Genomic DNA, 16,121 nt, shown 5'->3' with positions numbered 1-16,121 from the left:
AAATGGCGTATTTTGCGCAGGCGGGCCAAGGCCGCGCCTATGCACAAGGCAGCGGTCACGAACAGGACGCTGCCTCGGAAAACACATACACACAGCAATATTCTGGCCAGCAGTATTCCGGCCAGAACTCCGGGGGGCAGCACTATTCCGGGCCAGGAGCCGAGCCGAATTACGGCTATGAAGACTCCGCCTATGGATATCAGCCCGAAGGGCAGGGCCACGGCCCCCAGGACTATGCCGTTTTTGCTGCTCCTGCCGGGCTGCGGGCGCGATTCTCGAAATCGCTGAGCATTCTGGGAGCAGTTGCGTCGATTGCCCTGGTCGCCGGGGTGGGCTTTTGGGGCTACAAGTTGGTGATGCGGGATGTCAGCGGCGTTCCAGTGGTGCGCGCAGCCGAAGGACCGATGCGCGAACAGCCTGTGCTGCCGGGCGGCTCTCAGGCGGATCACCAGGGGCTGGCTGTCAACGCGGTTGCCGCCAGCGGCAGCGCTGAAGCCCCTGCCGACCGGCTGACCCTGGCGCCTGCCGCCATTGAGCTGACCGAAGATGACAAACCGCTGCCCGAGCTGGCCGCCGAGGCCGCGCCGGCGGCTGAACTGCCTGCGGCCCCGGTTGAACCCGGCGTTCCCGCAGTGCCCGGCGTCAGCGAGGAGGCCGTGGCCTCGTTCCAGAACGGCGATATCGACGCGCTGGTTGCCGAATTGGCGCGTGAGGCCGAGCCGCTTTCCGCCGCTGTGCCCGCATCGGCGCAGGCCCCTGCCATCGTGCAGCCGGAACCGCTGCAGCCGGCGCTTGCCGCCGCAGTCCCGTCGCCTGCAATTCTGAATGCGCCGGGTGTCAAGGTCTCGCTGCGGCCATCGGCCCGGCCCGCACGGTTCAGCCCGGCTCCGGCCGCAGCCGCACCGGCAGCACGTGCCGGGACCGTTGATGTGGATCCGGCAACCCTTGCGGCAGGCACACGGCTGGCGCAGCTTGGCGCCTATGAAAGCCCGGAGGTGGCGCGCGCTGAATGGGACCGCATCCATGCCCGTTTCGCGGACTATCTTGAGGGCAAGCAGCGGGTGATTCAGCGCGCCGAAAGCGGCGGGCGCACGTTCTACCGGCTGCGGGCGATGGGCTTTGCCGGCCTGTCGGACGCCCGCCGGTTCTGCTCGGCGCTGGTGGCTGGCAATGCCGATTGCATTCCGGTAACCACACGGTAACGCAGCGCCCGGCCCGCCCCAAGGCCGGACGCTGCCCTCCCGCTTTTCAGGGGCGATAGGGATCTTATGACCTACGGAGCCACCATCCTTGACGCCGAGGGCCTGCGGCTGACTGCCGATGAAAAGGCGTTCTTCCGCGATGCCGATCCGTTTGGATTCATCCTGTTTGCCCGCAATCTGGGAGATGTCGAACAGATCCAGGCGCTGTGCGGTGACTTCCGCGAGGCGGTGGGCCGCGATGCCCCGATCACCATCGACCAGGAGGGCGGGCGGGTGCAGCGGCTGCGCAAACCGCTGGCACGCAATTGGCTGCCGCCGCTGGAGCATGTGCAACTGGCGGGCGAGGACGCCGTGCGGGCAATGTACCTGCGCTATAGGTTGATTGCCCATGAACTGTATACGCTGGGCATCGATAGCAACTGTGCGCCGATTGCCGATGTCGCCTGCATGGAAACCCATGAATTTCTGAAGAACCGCTGCTATGGCACCAGCGCCGCAACGGTAGTCCGGATTGCCCGTGCAGTGGCCACCGCGCATCTTGATGGCGGCGTGCTGCCGGTGCTGAAGCATATCCCCGGCCATGGCCGCGCCGCTGCTGACAGCCATCTGGACCTGCCGCATGTGGCGAACCACCCTGACGTGCTGGAGCAAAGCGACTTTGCCGCGTTCCAGGCACTGAACGACCTGCCGCTGGGGATGACCGCGCATCTGGTCTATGACGCCTATGACGACCGCCCCGCTACAACGTCACCGGTGATGATGCGTCTGATCCGCGAACGCATCGGGTTTGACGGGCTGGTTATGACCGATGACATCTCGATGAAGGCTCTGCAGGGCTCGCTGGCGGACAATGCCCGCGCCTCGATCGCGGCAGGCTGCGATGTTGTGCTTTTGTGCAATGCCTCGCTGGAAGAACGGATCGCGGTGGCTGAGGCTGCAGGGGCGATGACAGCGGCGGCGCAGACCCGCGCAGAACGCGCTTTGGCGGCCCGCCGCCCGCCTGCTGCCCTTGACATTCTGAGCGCTGAAAGAGAACTTGCCGCCCTCATGGGCGGGCAGGTTTATGGCTGAGCAGACACTTTTTTCAGACACGGACACGACGGTAGAGGAGCGGCTGGCAGCCGAAGCCCTGATCGTGGATGTGGACGGGTTCGAAGGCCCGCTTGACCTGCTTTTGACCCTGTCGCGCACCCAGAAAGTGGACCTGCGCAAGATCTCGGTGCTGGAGCTGGCCAAGCAGTACCTGACCTTTGTCAACAAGGCCAAGGAGCTGCGGATCGAGCTGGCCGCGGATTACCTGGTGATGGCGGCCTGGCTGGCGTTCCTGAAATCCCGCCTGCTGCTGCCCCCCGACCCGGCGGAAGACGGCCCCTCGGGCGAGGAACTGGCGGCACACCTGGCGTTCCAGCTGGAACGCCTGCAGGCGATGCGCGATGCTTCGGCCCGGCTGCTGGCCCGCGACCGGCTGGGGCGCGACTTCTTTGCCCGCGGCGAAGAAGAGAGCGTCGCCCGGATCAAGACCGTTACCTATACTGCCAACCTGCTGGATCTGATGCAGGCCTATGCCCGCATCCGCACCAAGGAGGATTTCCGCCCCTTTGTGATGGACCGGGAGTCGGTCTTTACGATGGAAGAAGCGCTGGAGCGGATGCGCCAGCTGCTGGGTTTTACCGGCGGCTGGACCGATCTGATCAGCTATCTGCCGGACGGCTGGCACAGCGATCCGGTCAAGCGCCGCTCGGCCACTGCCTCCACCTTTGCTGCGTCTTTGCAGCTGGTGAAGGAAGGCAGGCTTGAGCTGCGCCAGAGTGAGATATTTGCGCCGATCCAGCTGCGCAGCCTGAACGAGGATACCTGATGGAAGACCAGCTTATGGACAGCCACGGCGCTCCCGTCCGCGAAGAGAGCGACACGCTGTTTGATGCGCCGCCGATGGCGGAGCAGGAGCGGATGGTCGAGGCGGTGCTGTTTGCCAGCCCTGAGCCTGTCACCCTGCGCGATCTGGAAGGCCGTATGCCGCATGGCTGCAACCCGCGTGAGGCGGTGGAGCATCTGCGCAAACGCTATGAGGGGCGCGGCGTGCGGGTGGTGCGTCTGGGCGATGCCTGGGCGATCCGCACAGCACCCGATCTGGGCTTTCTGATGCAGAAGGAAACCACCGAGCTGCGCAAGCTGAGCCGCGCCGCGATTGAGACTTTGGCGATTGTCGCCTATCACCAGCCGGTCACCCGCACCGAGATCGAAGAGATCCGCGGCGTGTCGGTGTCGCGCGGTACCATTGACCAGCTGATGGAGATGGACTGGATCCGCCTGGGCCGCCGCCGGATGACGCCGGGCCGCCCGGTGACCTTTGTGGTGACGCCGGTCTTTTTGGATCACTTCGGCCTGGAAAGTGCCCGCGACCTGCCGGGATTGAAAGAGCTGCGCGCCGCGGGCCTGCTGGAGAACCGGCCGCCGCCGGGGGCCTTTGCGATGGGCCAGGGGGGCGACGACGACGAGGAACCGGAAGAACAGGCGGAACTGTTCGAAGAGTGACGCCTGAGGGCGCGGTTTACGCAATCGTGTCTGCCGGTGTCTTGTCCCGGCGGTGTTTAGCGGTGTTCTGCGCCCCGGAATTGTCTTAATTTACCTTTAAGATCGCGGGCAGTCAGGAAGCGGGGCCAAGGCCATGACATTGAATTCGATCATCAACATGGTGCTGCGGCGGCTGGTCAGCCGCGCAGTCAATGCGGGCGTTAATGCCGGCATCAGCGCGGTAGCCAAACGCGGCAAGGGTCAGCCGCGCAGCGCACCGCCCGCGCAGCAGGCGGGCAGTTCGCGCATTCCGCCGGTCAAGCCGGGGCGCCGCCAGGGCTGACCCGCTTGCGTCTCAGGCCCATGGCCTCAAGCGCAGCGCAGGCTGACAGCAGGGCGGAGACGGCTAAGCAGCCCGCCAGTCCCCAGCCGGCATAGGCCGCAGCGCCGCAAAAGGGGGCTGCGAAGACGCACATGTAGGTCACGGTGCTGAACAGCCCCATGATGGCACCGCGCTGCTGCGGGTCCAGCTGTGTCACCCGCGCCACCACCAGGTTCAGCGCCAGGTGCTGGCAGATCCCCCACAGCACTGCGAGGCCCAGCAGCAGCATGTATTGGTCCGCCCGGACCATCATCAGCAAATAGCTGGCAGTGACGCCCAGAAACACCGGCGGCGTCGCCCGCGCCAGTCCCAGCCGGTCCAGCAGCGGATCCAGCAGCACCGCCAGGCCAAAGCCGATGCCGTAGAACAGCGGCAGCAGGCCCGCCTGGGTGGTGCTGTGCCCCAATGCTTGGGTGATATGGGCACCAGTGAAGAAATAGCTGCTGTAAAAGCCCAGCATCAGCAGCGCAGTGGCCAGCAATCCGCGCATGATGCCCGGCACCCGCAGCGCAGTCAGCGGCGAGGTTGCCTGGCCGCTGGGGCTGCCTGCTCCGCGCAGGGCGCGCGCCGCGCCCCACAGCACAAGCGCCACGCCTGACAGGGCGCCATAGACCGTCCGCCAGCCTGCCAGATCGGTGGCCCAGGCGCTGACGCTGACGCCCAGCACCATCGACACCGTCCAACCCGCCAGCACATAGCCCAGCACCTGCGCCTCGCGCCCTTTGGGGGCGATCACCATCGCCAGCGTATAGATCGAGGGCAGGGCGGCGCCCGCTGCCAGCCCGCACACCGCCTGCGCCGCCATCAGCCACCGGACATCCGGTGCTGCGGCACTGGCTGCCAGTCCAGCGGCCAGCAGCATGAGGGCTGCGCGCAGCAGCCGCCCGGCGCCGATGCGGTCTGCCAATGGCGCCAGCAGCAGCGCCGCCGCGGCCACCCCGAGGCCATAGGCGCTGGCCGCCCGCATCACCTCTGTTGTGGAGGCGTCCAGGGTTTCACTGACAGCCGTCACCACAGGCGACAGCAGCAGGGAGTTTGCACCAATCACGCCAATTGCGCTCATCAGGATCAGAATAGGGGATCGCATGGGATTACCTTGAAAATGTTCAGGTAACTTTGCTATGTGCTGAATGACGTTCTGTGAAGGGCAGCTGGATATGGCAACGGAAATAACAGATGGGGTTCGGAAGAATACGGGGCCGGGCCGGGTTCTGGATGCTTTGGACCGAAGAATATTAGGCGCGCTGAGCGTCGATGCGACGCTGTCTTATGCTGCCATCGGCCAGGAGGTCGGTCTGTCGGCGCCCGCGGTGCATGAGCGGGTCAAGCGGCTGCGTGCCTCTGGTGCCATCGAGTCGACCGTTGCGCGGCTGGACGGCGCTGCAGTGGGCAAGCCGCTGCTGGCCTTTATCCATGTGGACACCGAGGGCTGGGGCGTGACCACGGATCTTTTGGCGCTGCAAGAGATGCCGGAGCTGGAGGAGGTGCACAGCTCTGCCGGGGATACCAACCTGATTCTCAAGGTGCGGGTTGCCTCCCCCAAAGCGCTGGAGGGGCTGCTGGCGCGGATTTACGAGGTCGGCTGTGTGCGTGCCACCCGCACCTATACGGTGCTGTCGACGCATCTGGACCGGCCGGTGCAGGCGGGCACGACGAAGGAACTGGCGAACGGCGGGCCAGTGAAGTGAAGCCCGGCTTTTGGACCGGGTGCTGCCCTATTTGCTATCAGGCAGGCGTCTTGAAGTGCTTTGACAGTTTCAGCCCTTGGCCTTGATAATTCGATGCAATCCCGGCGCCGTAAAGCTGCTCGGGCACCTCTGCCATCTTCTCATAGACGAGACGCCCGACCACCTGGCCGTGCTCCAGCACAAAAGGCGCCTCGTGGCAGCGCACCTCCAGCACCCCGCGCGAACCGGTGCCGCCGGCCGCGTCATGGCCAAAGCCAGGGTCGAAGAAGCCCGCATAATGCACCCGGAATTCACCCACCATGGCCAGATAGGGCGCCATCTCGGCGGCAAAGGCGGGCGGGATATGCACTGCCTCGCGGCTGACCAGAATGTAAAAGGCACCGGGGTCCAGAATGATGCGTCCGTCCTTGGTGCGCACTTCCTCCCAGTATTCCTGCGGGTCGTATTCGCCGATCCGGTCCAGGTCGATGACGCCGGTATGCGGCTTGGCGCGGTAGCCGACCAGATCACTGCCGGGCAGTTTCAGATCAACTGAAAAGCCCAGGCCATCTTCGATCACCGCGTCACCGTCAACCAGCGGCGAGCCTGCGTGCAGCATTTTCAGCTCAGCATCGCTGAGGACTGCCTGGCCGGTGCGGAACCGGATCTGATTGAGCCGCATGCCGGGCCGCACCAGCACCGAGAAGGACCGGGGGCAGATCTCGGCATAAAGCGGGCCGGTGTAGCCGGGTTTGATGCGGTCGAATTCCTCGCCGCCATCGGTGATGGTGCGGGTCAGAAGATCCAGCCGCCCGGTGGAGCTTTTGGCATTGGCCACCGCAGAGACATCCTTTGGCAGCGCCAGGCTTTCCATCAAGGGCACCACATAGACGCAGCCTTTTTCCAGCACTGCGCCGCCTTCCAGGCTGATCCGGTGCATCTCGAACTCGGTCAGGCGGTCGGAAACGCTGCGGCCCTGGCCGGTCAGAAACGAGGCGCGCACCCGGTAAGCCACGTTGCCCAGGCGCAGGTCGAGGCTGGCGGGCTGCACCTGGCCTTCGACCAGCGGGGAGCTGACGGCGATTTCACCGTGATCCAGCATCTTTTCAATGGTTTGGCTGGGCAATACGCCTGTCATGTCCTGTCCCCCTCGGTGCCGGCTTTGCGGCGATGCTGGCCGAATTGGCCGCGCTGCGCAATCGGCAAAGACTTGCGCTGGATACGAAAACGCCCGGGTGCGTGAACACCCGGGCGTTTTTCATATGGTCGGGCTAGCAGGACTCGAACCTGCGACCTTCCGTCCCCCAGACGGACGCGCTACCAGGCTGCGCCATAGCCCGTTGAGGAGCCTTCTAACCGTTTTGGCGGCAGGGGCAAGAGGGGGCGGCAATATTTTTCTCGCCGCCGCAAAGAAAGTCAGCAGAGGAAAGCGGGAGCAAAGCAGGCCAGCTGCGGCAGCCGCGTCCTGGGGCCAGCGACGGGCTGGACTCCGGTTCAGTGGCTGCTTGCAGTAAGGCCCCGCAGTTCCTCCGCGCAGGCGGCAATTTCACCCAATACATGCGGCGGCAAGCTGCGGATGGCGGCGAGATGCGCCAGAACACCCGGCTGCGGCACCGGCGGCCGGGCTGGCGGCTGGGCTGGAGGCTGGACTGGCGCGCCGGGCGCCGTGGTTTCCGTTGCAGCCTCTTGCGGTGCCGGCGTTTCCGTTTCAGCCGGGCCGTCCTGGGGCGCTTCGGCTGCAGGGTCGAAGCCGGAGGAGAATTCCAGTGCATCCACTTGCCGGGCGGCCTCGTCCAGATCATGCGGCGGGAAAGACATCGCGGGATCCGCTTCTGAAGCAGGCGCAGAGGCTGCCTCGGGCGGGGCTAAGCCGAAGTCCAGCGGCTCTTCCGGCTGCAGGCCTGCGGCGGCCACCAGCGTGTCCCCGGCCGGCTCCGGATCCGCTGGCGGTGCGTCCGCTGCAAAAGCTGCTGGTTCTTCTGCGGGCACCGGTGTCTGGCTGGAAACGGGCTCATCCGCCGGGACCGGTTGTTCTTCCGGCGCGGGCCCGGCCGCCGATTCGGACCCGGTTTCGGGCGCTTGTTCTGCAACCGGCTCTGCGGCTTGTTCCGGTTCCGCTGCTGCGGCTGGTTTGTCCAGCGGTGCGGCGGAGGGATCAGAGGCAGGCTCTGCTATTGGCGCTGGCGCGGTGTCCGATTCTTCCGTGACTGCGGGCTGTTCCGGAACGGGTTCCGGATTCGCAGCCGCATCGGTTTCCCAAACAAACTCTTGCGGCTCTTCGATTGCCGCTTCGGGGGGCAGACCCGGCACTGCGGCTGGGATATCCGTGGCGGCGGGCTGCGCCTCCTCGGTCTTTGGCGCTGCGGTGCCCGGATCAAGTGCCGCGGCGTCGCTTGCAGGCGGTGCCGCCTCCGGCTTTGCAGTCGGCTGCTCCAGAGGCAGGTCCGGGGCCTTGGTTTCCGGTTGGTCCCCGGCCGGGCCGGAGGCAGCTGGGAGGTCAGCGGGATCCGCACCGGCTTGCGGCGGCTCCGCTGCGGCAGGATCTTCTGCAAGGCTGTCCATCACAGGCGCGGCCGGCTCCGCTTTGGCGTCAGGGGTGGAAATCTCAGCCTCTGCAGCAGGCGTGGGGTCTTCCATCGCCGGCATGGCGGCGGGGCGGTCCTGTACGGGTGCTTCCGGTGCCGGTGCCGGGGCGGCGGCGGCGGGCTGATCGACTGAGGGCTCTGCGCTGTGCGCATCGGCTGAAACATCCTTAGCAGCCTCAGCGGCGGGCAGATCCAGCGATGCAGCAGAGTCAGGCGCATCAGTATCGGGCAAAGCGGCAGGGGCTTCGGGTTCCGGGGCGCTGGCAAGGGGCAAGTCTGCGGGGGCTTCTGCCACAGGGAGGGCGCCGGGGCCGGGCTTTGGCTGTTCTGAGCCGGCCTCTGCACCGTTGTCAGCGGCGGGCGGCTCCGGGTCCGTCTGATTTTGCGGCTCGGAGGGGGAACCGGGGCCGGATTCGGGTCTAGTTTCGGGGGCAGATGCCGGGCCGCTGTCCGGCAGCGCGCGGGTTTCAGCTGTGGCTGCATCAGCTGCCGCCGTGGGCGGGAAGCCGACCACATTGCTGCCTGGATCTGGATCCTGCGCGGCAGCGTCAAGGCTCAGCTCCAGCGAGCTTTGCCAATCATCGCCAAGCTTATCGGCCGGCGGCACGGCTTCGGGGCGCTCTGCGGCTGAGCCGTCAAGCGAATGGGAAAAGCCGGACACATGCGCCGCTCCATGCTCACGCAGCAGCGCCTGCACCTCCTTGATCGGCAGCCCGTCGTCATGCAGCAGTTTCTTGATGCCGCCCAGAAGCAGCATATCCGCAGGCCGGTAGTAGCGCCGCCCGCCGGCCCGCTTTACAGGTTTGAGCTGGGTGAACTTACTCTCCCAGAAGCGCAGGACATGGGCCTGCACGCCCAGCCATTCCGCAACTTCGCTAATGGTGCGGAACGCGTCCGGTGATTTCGACATGGCCAATTGGTCCCGTTATTTACGGTTGCCGTCTGCCACGCGGTCTTTCATCAGGTGGGAGGGCCGGAAGGTCAGCACGCGGCGCGGCTGAATCGGCACTTCTTCGCCGGTTTTCGGGTTGCGCCCGACCCTGGCTGATTTGTCCCGCACGCTGAATGTGCCGAACGAGGAAATCTTCACCTGTTCACCGCGCACCAGGGCATCCGACATGTATTGCAGCATGCTTTCCACCAGCTGCGCGCTTTCATTGCGCGACAGGCCGACTTCCCGGAAAACTGCTTCACTCAAATCCATTCGTGTAAGTGTTTTTTCGCCCATACCATTCCCCGTTGTTTGCCAAAGCATAGGGCGCGGGGAATTTCCCTGTCAATATCAATGAATTGCGCGGGGTGTTTCGGGCGGAAATTAAGACTGCAGGGTTACCAGCGCACCACAACGGCACCCCAGGCGAGGCCGCCGCCGATGGCTTCGGTCACAATCAGATCGCCTTCTTTGATCTGGCCGCGCTCTTTGCCGACGGACAGGGCCAGCGGAATAGAGGCGGCAGAGGTGTTGCCGTGATCCTGCACGGTTACCACCACGTTGTCCATGCTGAGCCCCATTTTCTTGGCGGTGCCCTGGATGATGCGGATATTGGCCTGATGCGGCACGATCCAATCCACATCCGCGGCCGCCAGCCCGGCCTTGTCCAGCGCGGTGTTCGCGGTAGAGGCGAGTTTCTCCACCGCGTGGCGGAACACCTGGTTGCCCTGCATCCGCAAATGGCCGGTCGACTGAGTGGAGACGCCGCCGTCCACATACAAGAGATCCTTATAGCGCCCGTCCGAGTTGAGGTCGGTCGACAGGATGCCGCGGTCCCTGTTGGTGCCGGGCTGCTCCTGGCCTTCCAGCAGCAGCGCGCCGGCGCCGTCGCCGAACAGCACGCAGGTGCCGCGGTCGGTCCAGTCCATGATCCGGCTGAAGGTCTCGGCGCCGATCACCAGCACCCGCTCTGCCTGGCCCGAGGCGATCAGCGCGTTGGCATTGCTGAGGGCATAGACAAAGCCGGCGCAGACCGCCTGGACGTCAAAGGCAAAGCCTTTTGTCATGCCCAGCTTGGACTGCACCATAGTGGCAGCGGAAGGAAAGGTGAGGTCGGCGGTGGAGGTTGCCACGATGATGGCGTCCACATCTTCAGCCGTCAGCCCGGCGTCGGCCAAAGCGCGTTCCGCTGCCTTGGCGGCCATATCCGATGTGGTCTCACCCTCGGCGGCGAAATGGCGGCGTTCGATGCCAGACCGGCTGCGGATCCATTCGTCCGTGGTATCCAGCGTGGCTTCGAATTCCGCGTTTTCAACCACCCGTTCGGGGAGATAGTGTCCTGTGCCAACAACTACCGCGCGTCGCGTCATTCGATTGCCTGCCTATTTTAATCTTTTTCGGTGGCCGCCCGCGTCTCGCGGGGGGCAGTATCATCTTGGGTATGCGCACCGGCAGATGCAACCCGTGCCGCCAGCTTTTCGGCGAATCCATGCTCTGCCAGGCGGAACGCCAGCTTGACCGCAGCGGAAACCCCCATGGCATCGGCGCCGCCGTGGGATTTGACCACAGTGCCATTGAGCCCCAGGAACACGCCGCCGTTGACCCGGCGCGGATCCATCCGTTTGGACAGTCTTTTCAAAGAGGTCATCGCCAGAAGGGCGGCAATCTTGGACAAAAACGAAAATTCAAAGGCTTCCCGCAAGGCGGTGCGCATTACCCGCGCGGTGCCTTCGCCAGTCTTGATCGCCACATTGCCGGTAAAGCCGTCGGTGACGATCACATCTGCGGTATCACCGGGAATATCGCTGCCTTCGACAAAGCCGGTGAATTCATAATTGGACTGTGCGGCGTTCTCCGCAATCAGCGCGTGGGCCTCTTTCAGCACGGCGCTGCCCTTGTGCTCTTCGGTGCCCACGTTCAGCAAGCCGACCCGCGGGCAGGCAATGTCCATGGAATTGCGCACGTATGAGGTGCCCATCAGCGCGTATTGCAGCAGGTCCTCGGCATCCGCCTTCACGTCGGCGCCGACATCCAGCATCACGTTGAAGCCCTGCGGGTTCAGCGACGGCCACAGGATGGCAATGGCAGGCCGGTTAACCCCCGGCAGCTTGCGCAGGCGCAGCATCGACAGCGCCATCAGCGCGCCGGTGTTGCCGCAGGATACAGCGCCGCCCGCTTCGCCGTTCTTGACCGCATCCAGGGCCGACCACATCGAGGTGCCCTTGCCGTTGCGCATCACCTGAGAGGGTTTGTCCTCCATGGTGACAACGTCGCGGACGTCGCGAATCTCAACCCGGCCTTCAAGGATGCGTTTTTTGGCGACCAGTGGTTTCAGCTGTTCGGCGGGGCCGTGCAGGATGAACCCGATATCGGGATTCTTATCCGCCGACATGGCAATGCCGGCCACCACAACAGCGGGGCCGGCGTCTCCGCCCATGGCGTCAACAGAAATGGTGATGCGGCCGGCTTTTGCCTGATTTTGATCGGGTTTACCCGTCATGCGAAAGCCTGCCTGGCATCAAATCCTGTCCGTGGCTTATGCCGCGTCTTCGTCGATCTCGATCTCGTCAGCCGCTGCGACGATTTCTTTGTCGTCATAATGGCCGCAGGAGGGGCATACGTGGTGCGGGCGCTTCAGCTCGCCGCAGTTGCCGCATTCGTTCGGGTTTGCAGCAACCAGTGCATCGTGCGCGCGGCGGTTGTTGCGGCGCGATTTGGATACTTTATTCTGTTGGACGGCCATGTCTCAACCTTTGTCTTTTGGGCCTTGGGGCCATCCCCGCGGCGCGATTGCGTTCTGTTCGATCAGTCTGACGTGCGTTTAGGCGCCTGCCCAAGCATTGTCCAACCAAAAATTCCGATGAGCGCGCGAAAATACTGCGAATCTCCGGCGGCGCAAGGTGTTTTTTAGGGCAGCTTTGCCGCCGGTTCCAGATGCAATTTCCGCAAGCGCGGAAATTCCGGCTTAATCCTCATCTTTCAGCAGCCCGCGCAGCGCGCCAAGACCGGCAAAGGGGCGGGCATCCTCGTCGCGCATCGGCGCCGTGCCGGGCTTGGTATAGACCGCTTCGCCCAGCTCAGCGCCGTCTTTGCGCGGGTAGACGGGGATATGCAGCGCCAGCGCCTCGGCCATCACGGCGCCCGGATCAATATGGCTGCCAAGCGCCTCGGTGCTGTCATCCTCGGGCATTTCCGCCTCGGCTTCGTCCGGAATCTCCATACGGGACAGGTAGGTGAGGCGGATGTTCTCCTCAATCCGCGTGGTCACCGGCTCCAGTGTCACCACACAGTCCTGCACCACAGTGGCGCCCAAGGATCCGGTCAGCTGCCAGTCGCGTTTGCCGCGCGCCTTGATCTCGCCTTTAAAGCGGGTTTTGCGCAGGGCGGTCACGCCCAGCTCGGCTGCCAATGCGGCCAGATCTGCTTTATCCGGGACAATTTCAAAGGCGGTCGGGGTGTTTTGCGGCAGATCCGCCACCCGCAGTGCGGTGCTGTCAGACATAATCGGGGACTTTCGTTTCTTGAACCGGAAGCGGTCATTAGGTAATCGGGTTCAAAGACGTATTCAAGCCGCGCATTGCGGCATAAGGCCGGGGGGCAGTCATGGTTGCTAAGGCATTTCACTTTAAGTCCGTTATGCGCGGGGCGGTTTTTGCCGCGGCGGGGCTGGCACTGGCGGCCTGTTCGTCGGTTTACCGCAAGCACGGGTATGTGCCCACGCCGGACCAGCTGGCCGAAGTGGTGCCGGGGATCGATACCCGGGATTCGGTGGCCGAAAGCGTCGGTATCCCGTCCTCGACCGGGGTGCTGAACGACAGCGGTTATTATTACGTGGCGACCCGGTTCCGCCACTATGGCGCCGCAGCCCCGAAACCGGTGGCGCGCGATCTGGTTGCGATCAGCTTTGACACCGCCGGAGTGGTGCAGGGGATTGAGCGGTTCAGCCTGGAAGACGGCAAAGTGGTGCCGCTGGAACGCCGGGTGACCAGTTCCAGCGTGCAGGACAACACGTTCCTGCGCCAGCTGCTGGGCAGCCTGGGCAACTTCGGTCCCGATCAGTTCCTGCAGGACCAGTAAGGCTGGGGGCTGCCGGTCCAGCGGGCTTCACCGGGCTGTCACAGCGCTTATGTTAAGGGCTGAACCGGAGAAGGGGGAGGCCGCGATGGCAGTAGTGCCGGAGGTGCTATTGCACAAGGGGTGTTACCGCGCGCGCCTGGCGGCGGGGGCTGCGGATGTGGCTGCGGCGCAGGCGCTGCGCGCGCTGTGCTTTCGCACCGGCGGCACCGATTGCGACGCTTATGATGCGGCCTGCGTGCATGTGCTGGTGGAGGAGGTGCGGACTGGTGCTTTGGTCTGCTGCTTCCGGCTGCTGGTGCTGAGGGGCGGCGCGGAACTGGGCCGCAGTTATTCGGCGCAGTTCTATGATCTGCCGGGGTTGCAGGGGTTCCAGGGCCGGATGGCGGAGCTGGGCCGGTTCTGCATCCATCCCGATTGGCACGACCCGGATATCCTGCGCATTGCCTGGGGGGCGGTAACGGTCTTTGTTGATGCAAAAGATGTGCGGATGCTGTTTGGCTGCACGTCTTTTGCCGGCACCGCCACGGCAGAATATCTGGACGCTTTTGCATTGCTGAAACACCGGCATCTGGCGCCGCCTTGCTGGCGGCCGCAGGTGAAGGCGCCCGATGTGTTCCGCTTTGCTGCGCGGTTGCGGCGGAAACCGGATGTGAAAAAGGCGATGCTGCATATGCCGCCGCTGCTGCGGACCTATCTGCTGATGGGCGGCTGGGTCAGCGATCATGCGGTGGTCGATGCCTGTATGAACACGCTGCATGTGTTCACCGGGCTGGAGATCGGGGCCATTCCTGCTGCCCGCAAGCGGCTGCTCAGGGCGGTGGCCGGGTGAATTTGAGTATTTTTGAAAAGATGAAGAAGCGGCGTTGACGCGATTCTGCCGCCGGGGTAGCTGGCTGGCATGGCACGTATTCCTCTTTTGCAGATGTCCGGTATTTCCCTCACCTTTGGGGGCGATCCGGTTTTTTCCGATCTCGATCTGGTGGTTCAGCCCGGCGACCGCGTTGCCCTGGTGGGCCGCAACGGGTCGGGGAAATCCACGCTGATGAAGGTGATGGCGGGGATTGTTGAAGCGGATAAGGGCGCAATTGTGGTGCCGCCGGGTAAATCGGTGGGCTATATGGAGCAGGATCCGCAGATGACGGGTTTTGCGACGCTGGGCGATTTTGCCGCCAGCGCGCTGGATCCTGGCGAGATGTACAAGGTGGAGCGCGCGGGCGAAGGGTTGAAGTTCGATCCGGCGCGTCCCGTTGAAACCGCATCCGGCGGTGAACGGCGCCGCGCCGCATTGGCCAAGCTGATGGCCGAGGCGCCGGATCTGATGCTGCTGGACGAGCCGACCAACCATCTGGATATCGAAGCGATCACCTGGCTGGAGAATGAGCTGAAGGCGACCCGCGCGGGTTTTGTGCTGATCAGCCACGACCGGGCGTTTTTGCGGGCGCTGACGAAGGCGACGCTGTGGGTGGACCGCGGCGCGGTGCGCCGGCAGGAAAAGGGGTTTGAGGCCTTTGAAGCCTGGCGCGACAAGCTGTGGGAGGAAGAAGACCAGCAGCGGCACAAGCTGAACCGGCTGATCAAATCCGAAAGCCGCTGGGCGGTGGAGGGGATTTCCGCCCGCCGCAAGCGCAACATGGGCCGGGTGCGGGCGCTGCAGGATCTGAAATCCGAACGCAGCAACCAGATCAAGCGCCAGGGCGCAGCTGAGATGGCGTTGGATTCGGGGCCGAAATCGGGCCGCAAGGTGATTGAGGCCGAGGGGCTGGGCAAGGCCTTTGGCGGTAAGCAGATCGTGCAGGACTTCTCGCTGAAGGTGCAGCGCGGCGACCGGGTGGCTTTTGTCGGGCCCAATGGCGCAGGCAAGACCACGCTGTTGAAGATGCTGCTGGGGCTGGAAGAGCCGGATACGGGGTCGGTGAAGCTGGGCACCAATCTGGAGCTGGCGCTGTTCGATCAGACGCGGGATCAATTGGATGGCAATGCGACCCTGTGGGAGAATCTGACCGCAGATCCCCTGCTGGGGGTTTCCGGCAAGGCGGATCAGGTGATGGTGCGCGGGCAGCCGAAACATGTGGTGGGCTATCTGAAGGAGTTTCTGTTTGATGAAGCCCAGGCGCGTGCCCCGGTTCGGTCTTTGTCGGGCGGCGAGAAGGCGCGGCTGCTTTTGGCGCGGCTGCTGGCGCGGTCCTCGAACCTTCTGGTTCTGGATGAACCGACCAACGACCTGGATGTGGAGACGCTGGATCTCTTGCAGGAGCTGCTCGATAATTACGACGGCACCGTGCTGCTGGTGAGCCATGACCGGGATTTTCTGGACCGGGTGGCGACCACCACCATTGCGATGGAAGGCGACGGCAAGGCCACGGCTTATGCCGGCGGATGGAGCGACTACCTGGCGCAGCGCGGGCCGCTGGACATTGCGGAAAAGTCTGAGAAGGTGAAGGTTGCGAAGCCGAAGCCCAAGCAGGAAAGTCCGCCCAAGGACGGGCTGAGCTTTAAGGAAAAGCACCGGCTGGAGGCGCTGCCGGGAGAGATTGAGCGGCTGGAAGCGGAGATCGGCAAACTGCAGGAATTGATGGCGGATCCAGCGCTGTTCACCCGCGAGCCGGTCAAGTTCAGGAAAGCGACCGAAGCGCTGGTGGAGCGGCAGGAAAAGCTGGCGGCGGCTGAGGAAGAATGGTTGCTGCTGGAGGAAAAAGCCGAGGGCTGAGGCCGCGGTTTCAGTTAAGACAGTAAGGCTGACCAAATGTTTCGCGCGCGAAACAT

At 64.3% G+C, this 16,121-nt stretch carries 17 protein-coding genes and 1 tRNA gene; 9 read left to right on the top strand and 9 right to left on the bottom strand.

Features of this window, described 5'->3' with window-relative positions; genetic code table 11:
- Positions 1 to 2 precede the first annotated feature (2 nt).
- From ETW24_RS11695 to ETW24_RS11675, 5 genes are all read left to right on the top strand, one after another.
- Complete coding sequence (locus ETW24_RS11695; protein ID WP_129371215.1) at positions 3 to 1,202, top strand: SPOR domain-containing protein; 1,200 nt, start codon at positions 3 to 5, stop codon at positions 1,200 to 1,202.
- Positions 1,203 to 1,268: 66 nt separating this feature from the next.
- Entirely contained in the window at positions 1,269 to 2,273 is a 1,005-nt protein-coding gene (gene nagZ / locus ETW24_RS11690) for a beta-N-acetylhexosaminidase (protein ID WP_129371214.1), read from the top strand.
- A complete protein-coding gene (locus ETW24_RS11685; RefSeq protein WP_129371213.1) occupies positions 2,266 to 3,060 on the top strand; it encodes a segregation and condensation protein A in 795 nt (264 codons plus the stop codon). Before nagZ ends, ETW24_RS11685 begins: the two co-directional genes overlap by 8 nt.
- Positions 3,060 to 3,737 carry an SMC-Scp complex subunit ScpB gene (gene scpB / locus ETW24_RS11680; RefSeq protein ID WP_205877247.1) on the top strand — a complete coding sequence of 226 codons (678 nt, stop codon included), beginning with the start codon at positions 3,060 to 3,062 and terminating at the stop codon, positions 3,735 to 3,737. Before ETW24_RS11685 ends, scpB begins: the two co-directional genes overlap by 1 nt.
- A gap of 133 nt (positions 3,738 to 3,870) precedes the next feature.
- Entirely contained in the window at positions 3,871 to 4,059 is a 189-nt protein-coding gene (locus ETW24_RS11675) for a hypothetical protein (protein ID WP_129371212.1), read from the top strand.
- Here the strand turns inward: ETW24_RS11675 and ETW24_RS11670 are convergent.
- On the bottom strand, positions 4,034 to 5,185 hold the full coding sequence (locus ETW24_RS11670; protein WP_129371211.1) for an MFS transporter: 1,152 nt from the start codon (positions 5,183 to 5,185) through the stop codon (positions 4,034 to 4,036). The genes ETW24_RS11675 and ETW24_RS11670 overlap by 26 nt on opposite strands.
- 70 nt (positions 5,186 to 5,255) lie before the next feature.
- Between ETW24_RS11670 and ETW24_RS11665 the strand changes: the two genes are divergently transcribed.
- Positions 5,256 to 5,786: an Lrp/AsnC family transcriptional regulator gene (locus ETW24_RS11665; protein WP_129372915.1), complete on the top strand. Its 531-nt coding sequence runs from the start codon at positions 5,256 to 5,258 to the stop codon at positions 5,784 to 5,786.
- A 37-nt stretch (positions 5,787 to 5,823) separates the two neighbouring features.
- On the opposite strand, the gene ETW24_RS11660 is transcribed toward ETW24_RS11665, so the two are convergent.
- From ETW24_RS11660 to ETW24_RS11625, 8 genes are all read right to left on the bottom strand, one after another.
- Positions 5,824 to 6,903 (bottom strand): 2'-deoxycytidine 5'-triphosphate deaminase, encoded by a 1,080-nt coding sequence (locus tag ETW24_RS11660; protein WP_129371210.1) that lies wholly within the window; start codon positions 6,901 to 6,903, stop codon positions 5,824 to 5,826.
- Positions 6,904 to 7,028: 125 nt separating this feature from the next.
- A tRNA-Pro gene (locus ETW24_RS11655) sits at positions 7,029 to 7,105 on the bottom strand.
- A gap of 154 nt (positions 7,106 to 7,259) precedes the next feature.
- Positions 7,260 to 9,260 carry a MerR family transcriptional regulator gene (locus tag ETW24_RS24835; RefSeq protein ID WP_254695602.1) on the bottom strand — a complete coding sequence of 667 codons (2,001 nt, stop codon included), beginning with the start codon at positions 9,258 to 9,260 and terminating at the stop codon, positions 7,260 to 7,262.
- A 15-nt stretch (positions 9,261 to 9,275) separates the two neighbouring features.
- Positions 9,276 to 9,578, bottom strand: a complete 303-nt coding sequence (ihfA, locus tag ETW24_RS11645; protein WP_024090431.1) for an integration host factor subunit alpha — start codon at positions 9,576 to 9,578, stop codon at positions 9,276 to 9,278.
- Between the two features lie 101 nt (positions 9,579 to 9,679).
- Positions 9,680 to 10,651: a beta-ketoacyl-ACP synthase III gene (locus ETW24_RS11640; protein ID WP_129371209.1), complete on the bottom strand. Its 972-nt coding sequence runs from the start codon at positions 10,649 to 10,651 to the stop codon at positions 9,680 to 9,682.
- A 17-nt stretch (positions 10,652 to 10,668) separates the two neighbouring features.
- A complete protein-coding gene (gene plsX / locus ETW24_RS11635) occupies positions 10,669 to 11,781 on the bottom strand; it encodes a phosphate acyltransferase PlsX (RefSeq protein ID WP_129371208.1) in 1,113 nt (370 codons plus the stop codon).
- Positions 11,782 to 11,817: 36 nt separating this feature from the next.
- Positions 11,818 to 12,024, bottom strand: coding sequence for a 50S ribosomal protein L32 (rpmF, locus tag ETW24_RS11630; protein WP_008558107.1), 207 nt, complete (start codon positions 12,022 to 12,024; stop codon positions 11,818 to 11,820).
- A gap of 222 nt (positions 12,025 to 12,246) precedes the next feature.
- Positions 12,247 to 12,783 (bottom strand): YceD family protein, encoded by a 537-nt coding sequence (locus ETW24_RS11625; RefSeq protein WP_129371207.1) that lies wholly within the window; start codon positions 12,781 to 12,783, stop codon positions 12,247 to 12,249.
- Positions 12,784 to 12,884: 101 nt separating this feature from the next.
- Here ETW24_RS11625 and ETW24_RS11620 point away from each other — a divergent pair, with 101 nt between their 5' ends.
- The 3 genes from ETW24_RS11620 to ETW24_RS11610 all read left to right on the top strand — a co-directional run bounded on the left by ETW24_RS11620 (position 12,885) and on the right by ETW24_RS11610 (position 16,065).
- The gene (locus ETW24_RS11620) at positions 12,885 to 13,358 is read left to right on the top strand and encodes an outer membrane protein assembly factor BamE (RefSeq protein ID WP_129371206.1); all 474 of its coding nucleotides are present in this window, start codon (positions 12,885 to 12,887) and stop codon (positions 13,356 to 13,358) included.
- An 85-nt stretch (positions 13,359 to 13,443) separates the two neighbouring features.
- Positions 13,444 to 14,187, top strand: coding sequence for a GNAT family N-acetyltransferase (locus ETW24_RS11615; RefSeq protein ID WP_129371205.1), 744 nt, complete (start codon positions 13,444 to 13,446; stop codon positions 14,185 to 14,187).
- Between the two features lie 69 nt (positions 14,188 to 14,256).
- The gene (locus ETW24_RS11610; protein ID WP_129371204.1) at positions 14,257 to 16,065 is read left to right on the top strand and encodes an ABC-F family ATP-binding cassette domain-containing protein; all 1,809 of its coding nucleotides are present in this window, start codon (positions 14,257 to 14,259) and stop codon (positions 16,063 to 16,065) included.
- The last annotated feature ends 56 nt before the right edge of the window (positions 16,066 to 16,121 follow it).

Source organism: Leisingera sp. NJS204 (genome assembly GCF_004123675.1).
Taxonomy (GTDB): Bacteria; Pseudomonadota; Alphaproteobacteria; order Rhodobacterales; family Rhodobacteraceae; genus Leisingera.
This window is presented reverse-complemented; position numbering and strand designations above follow the sequence as displayed.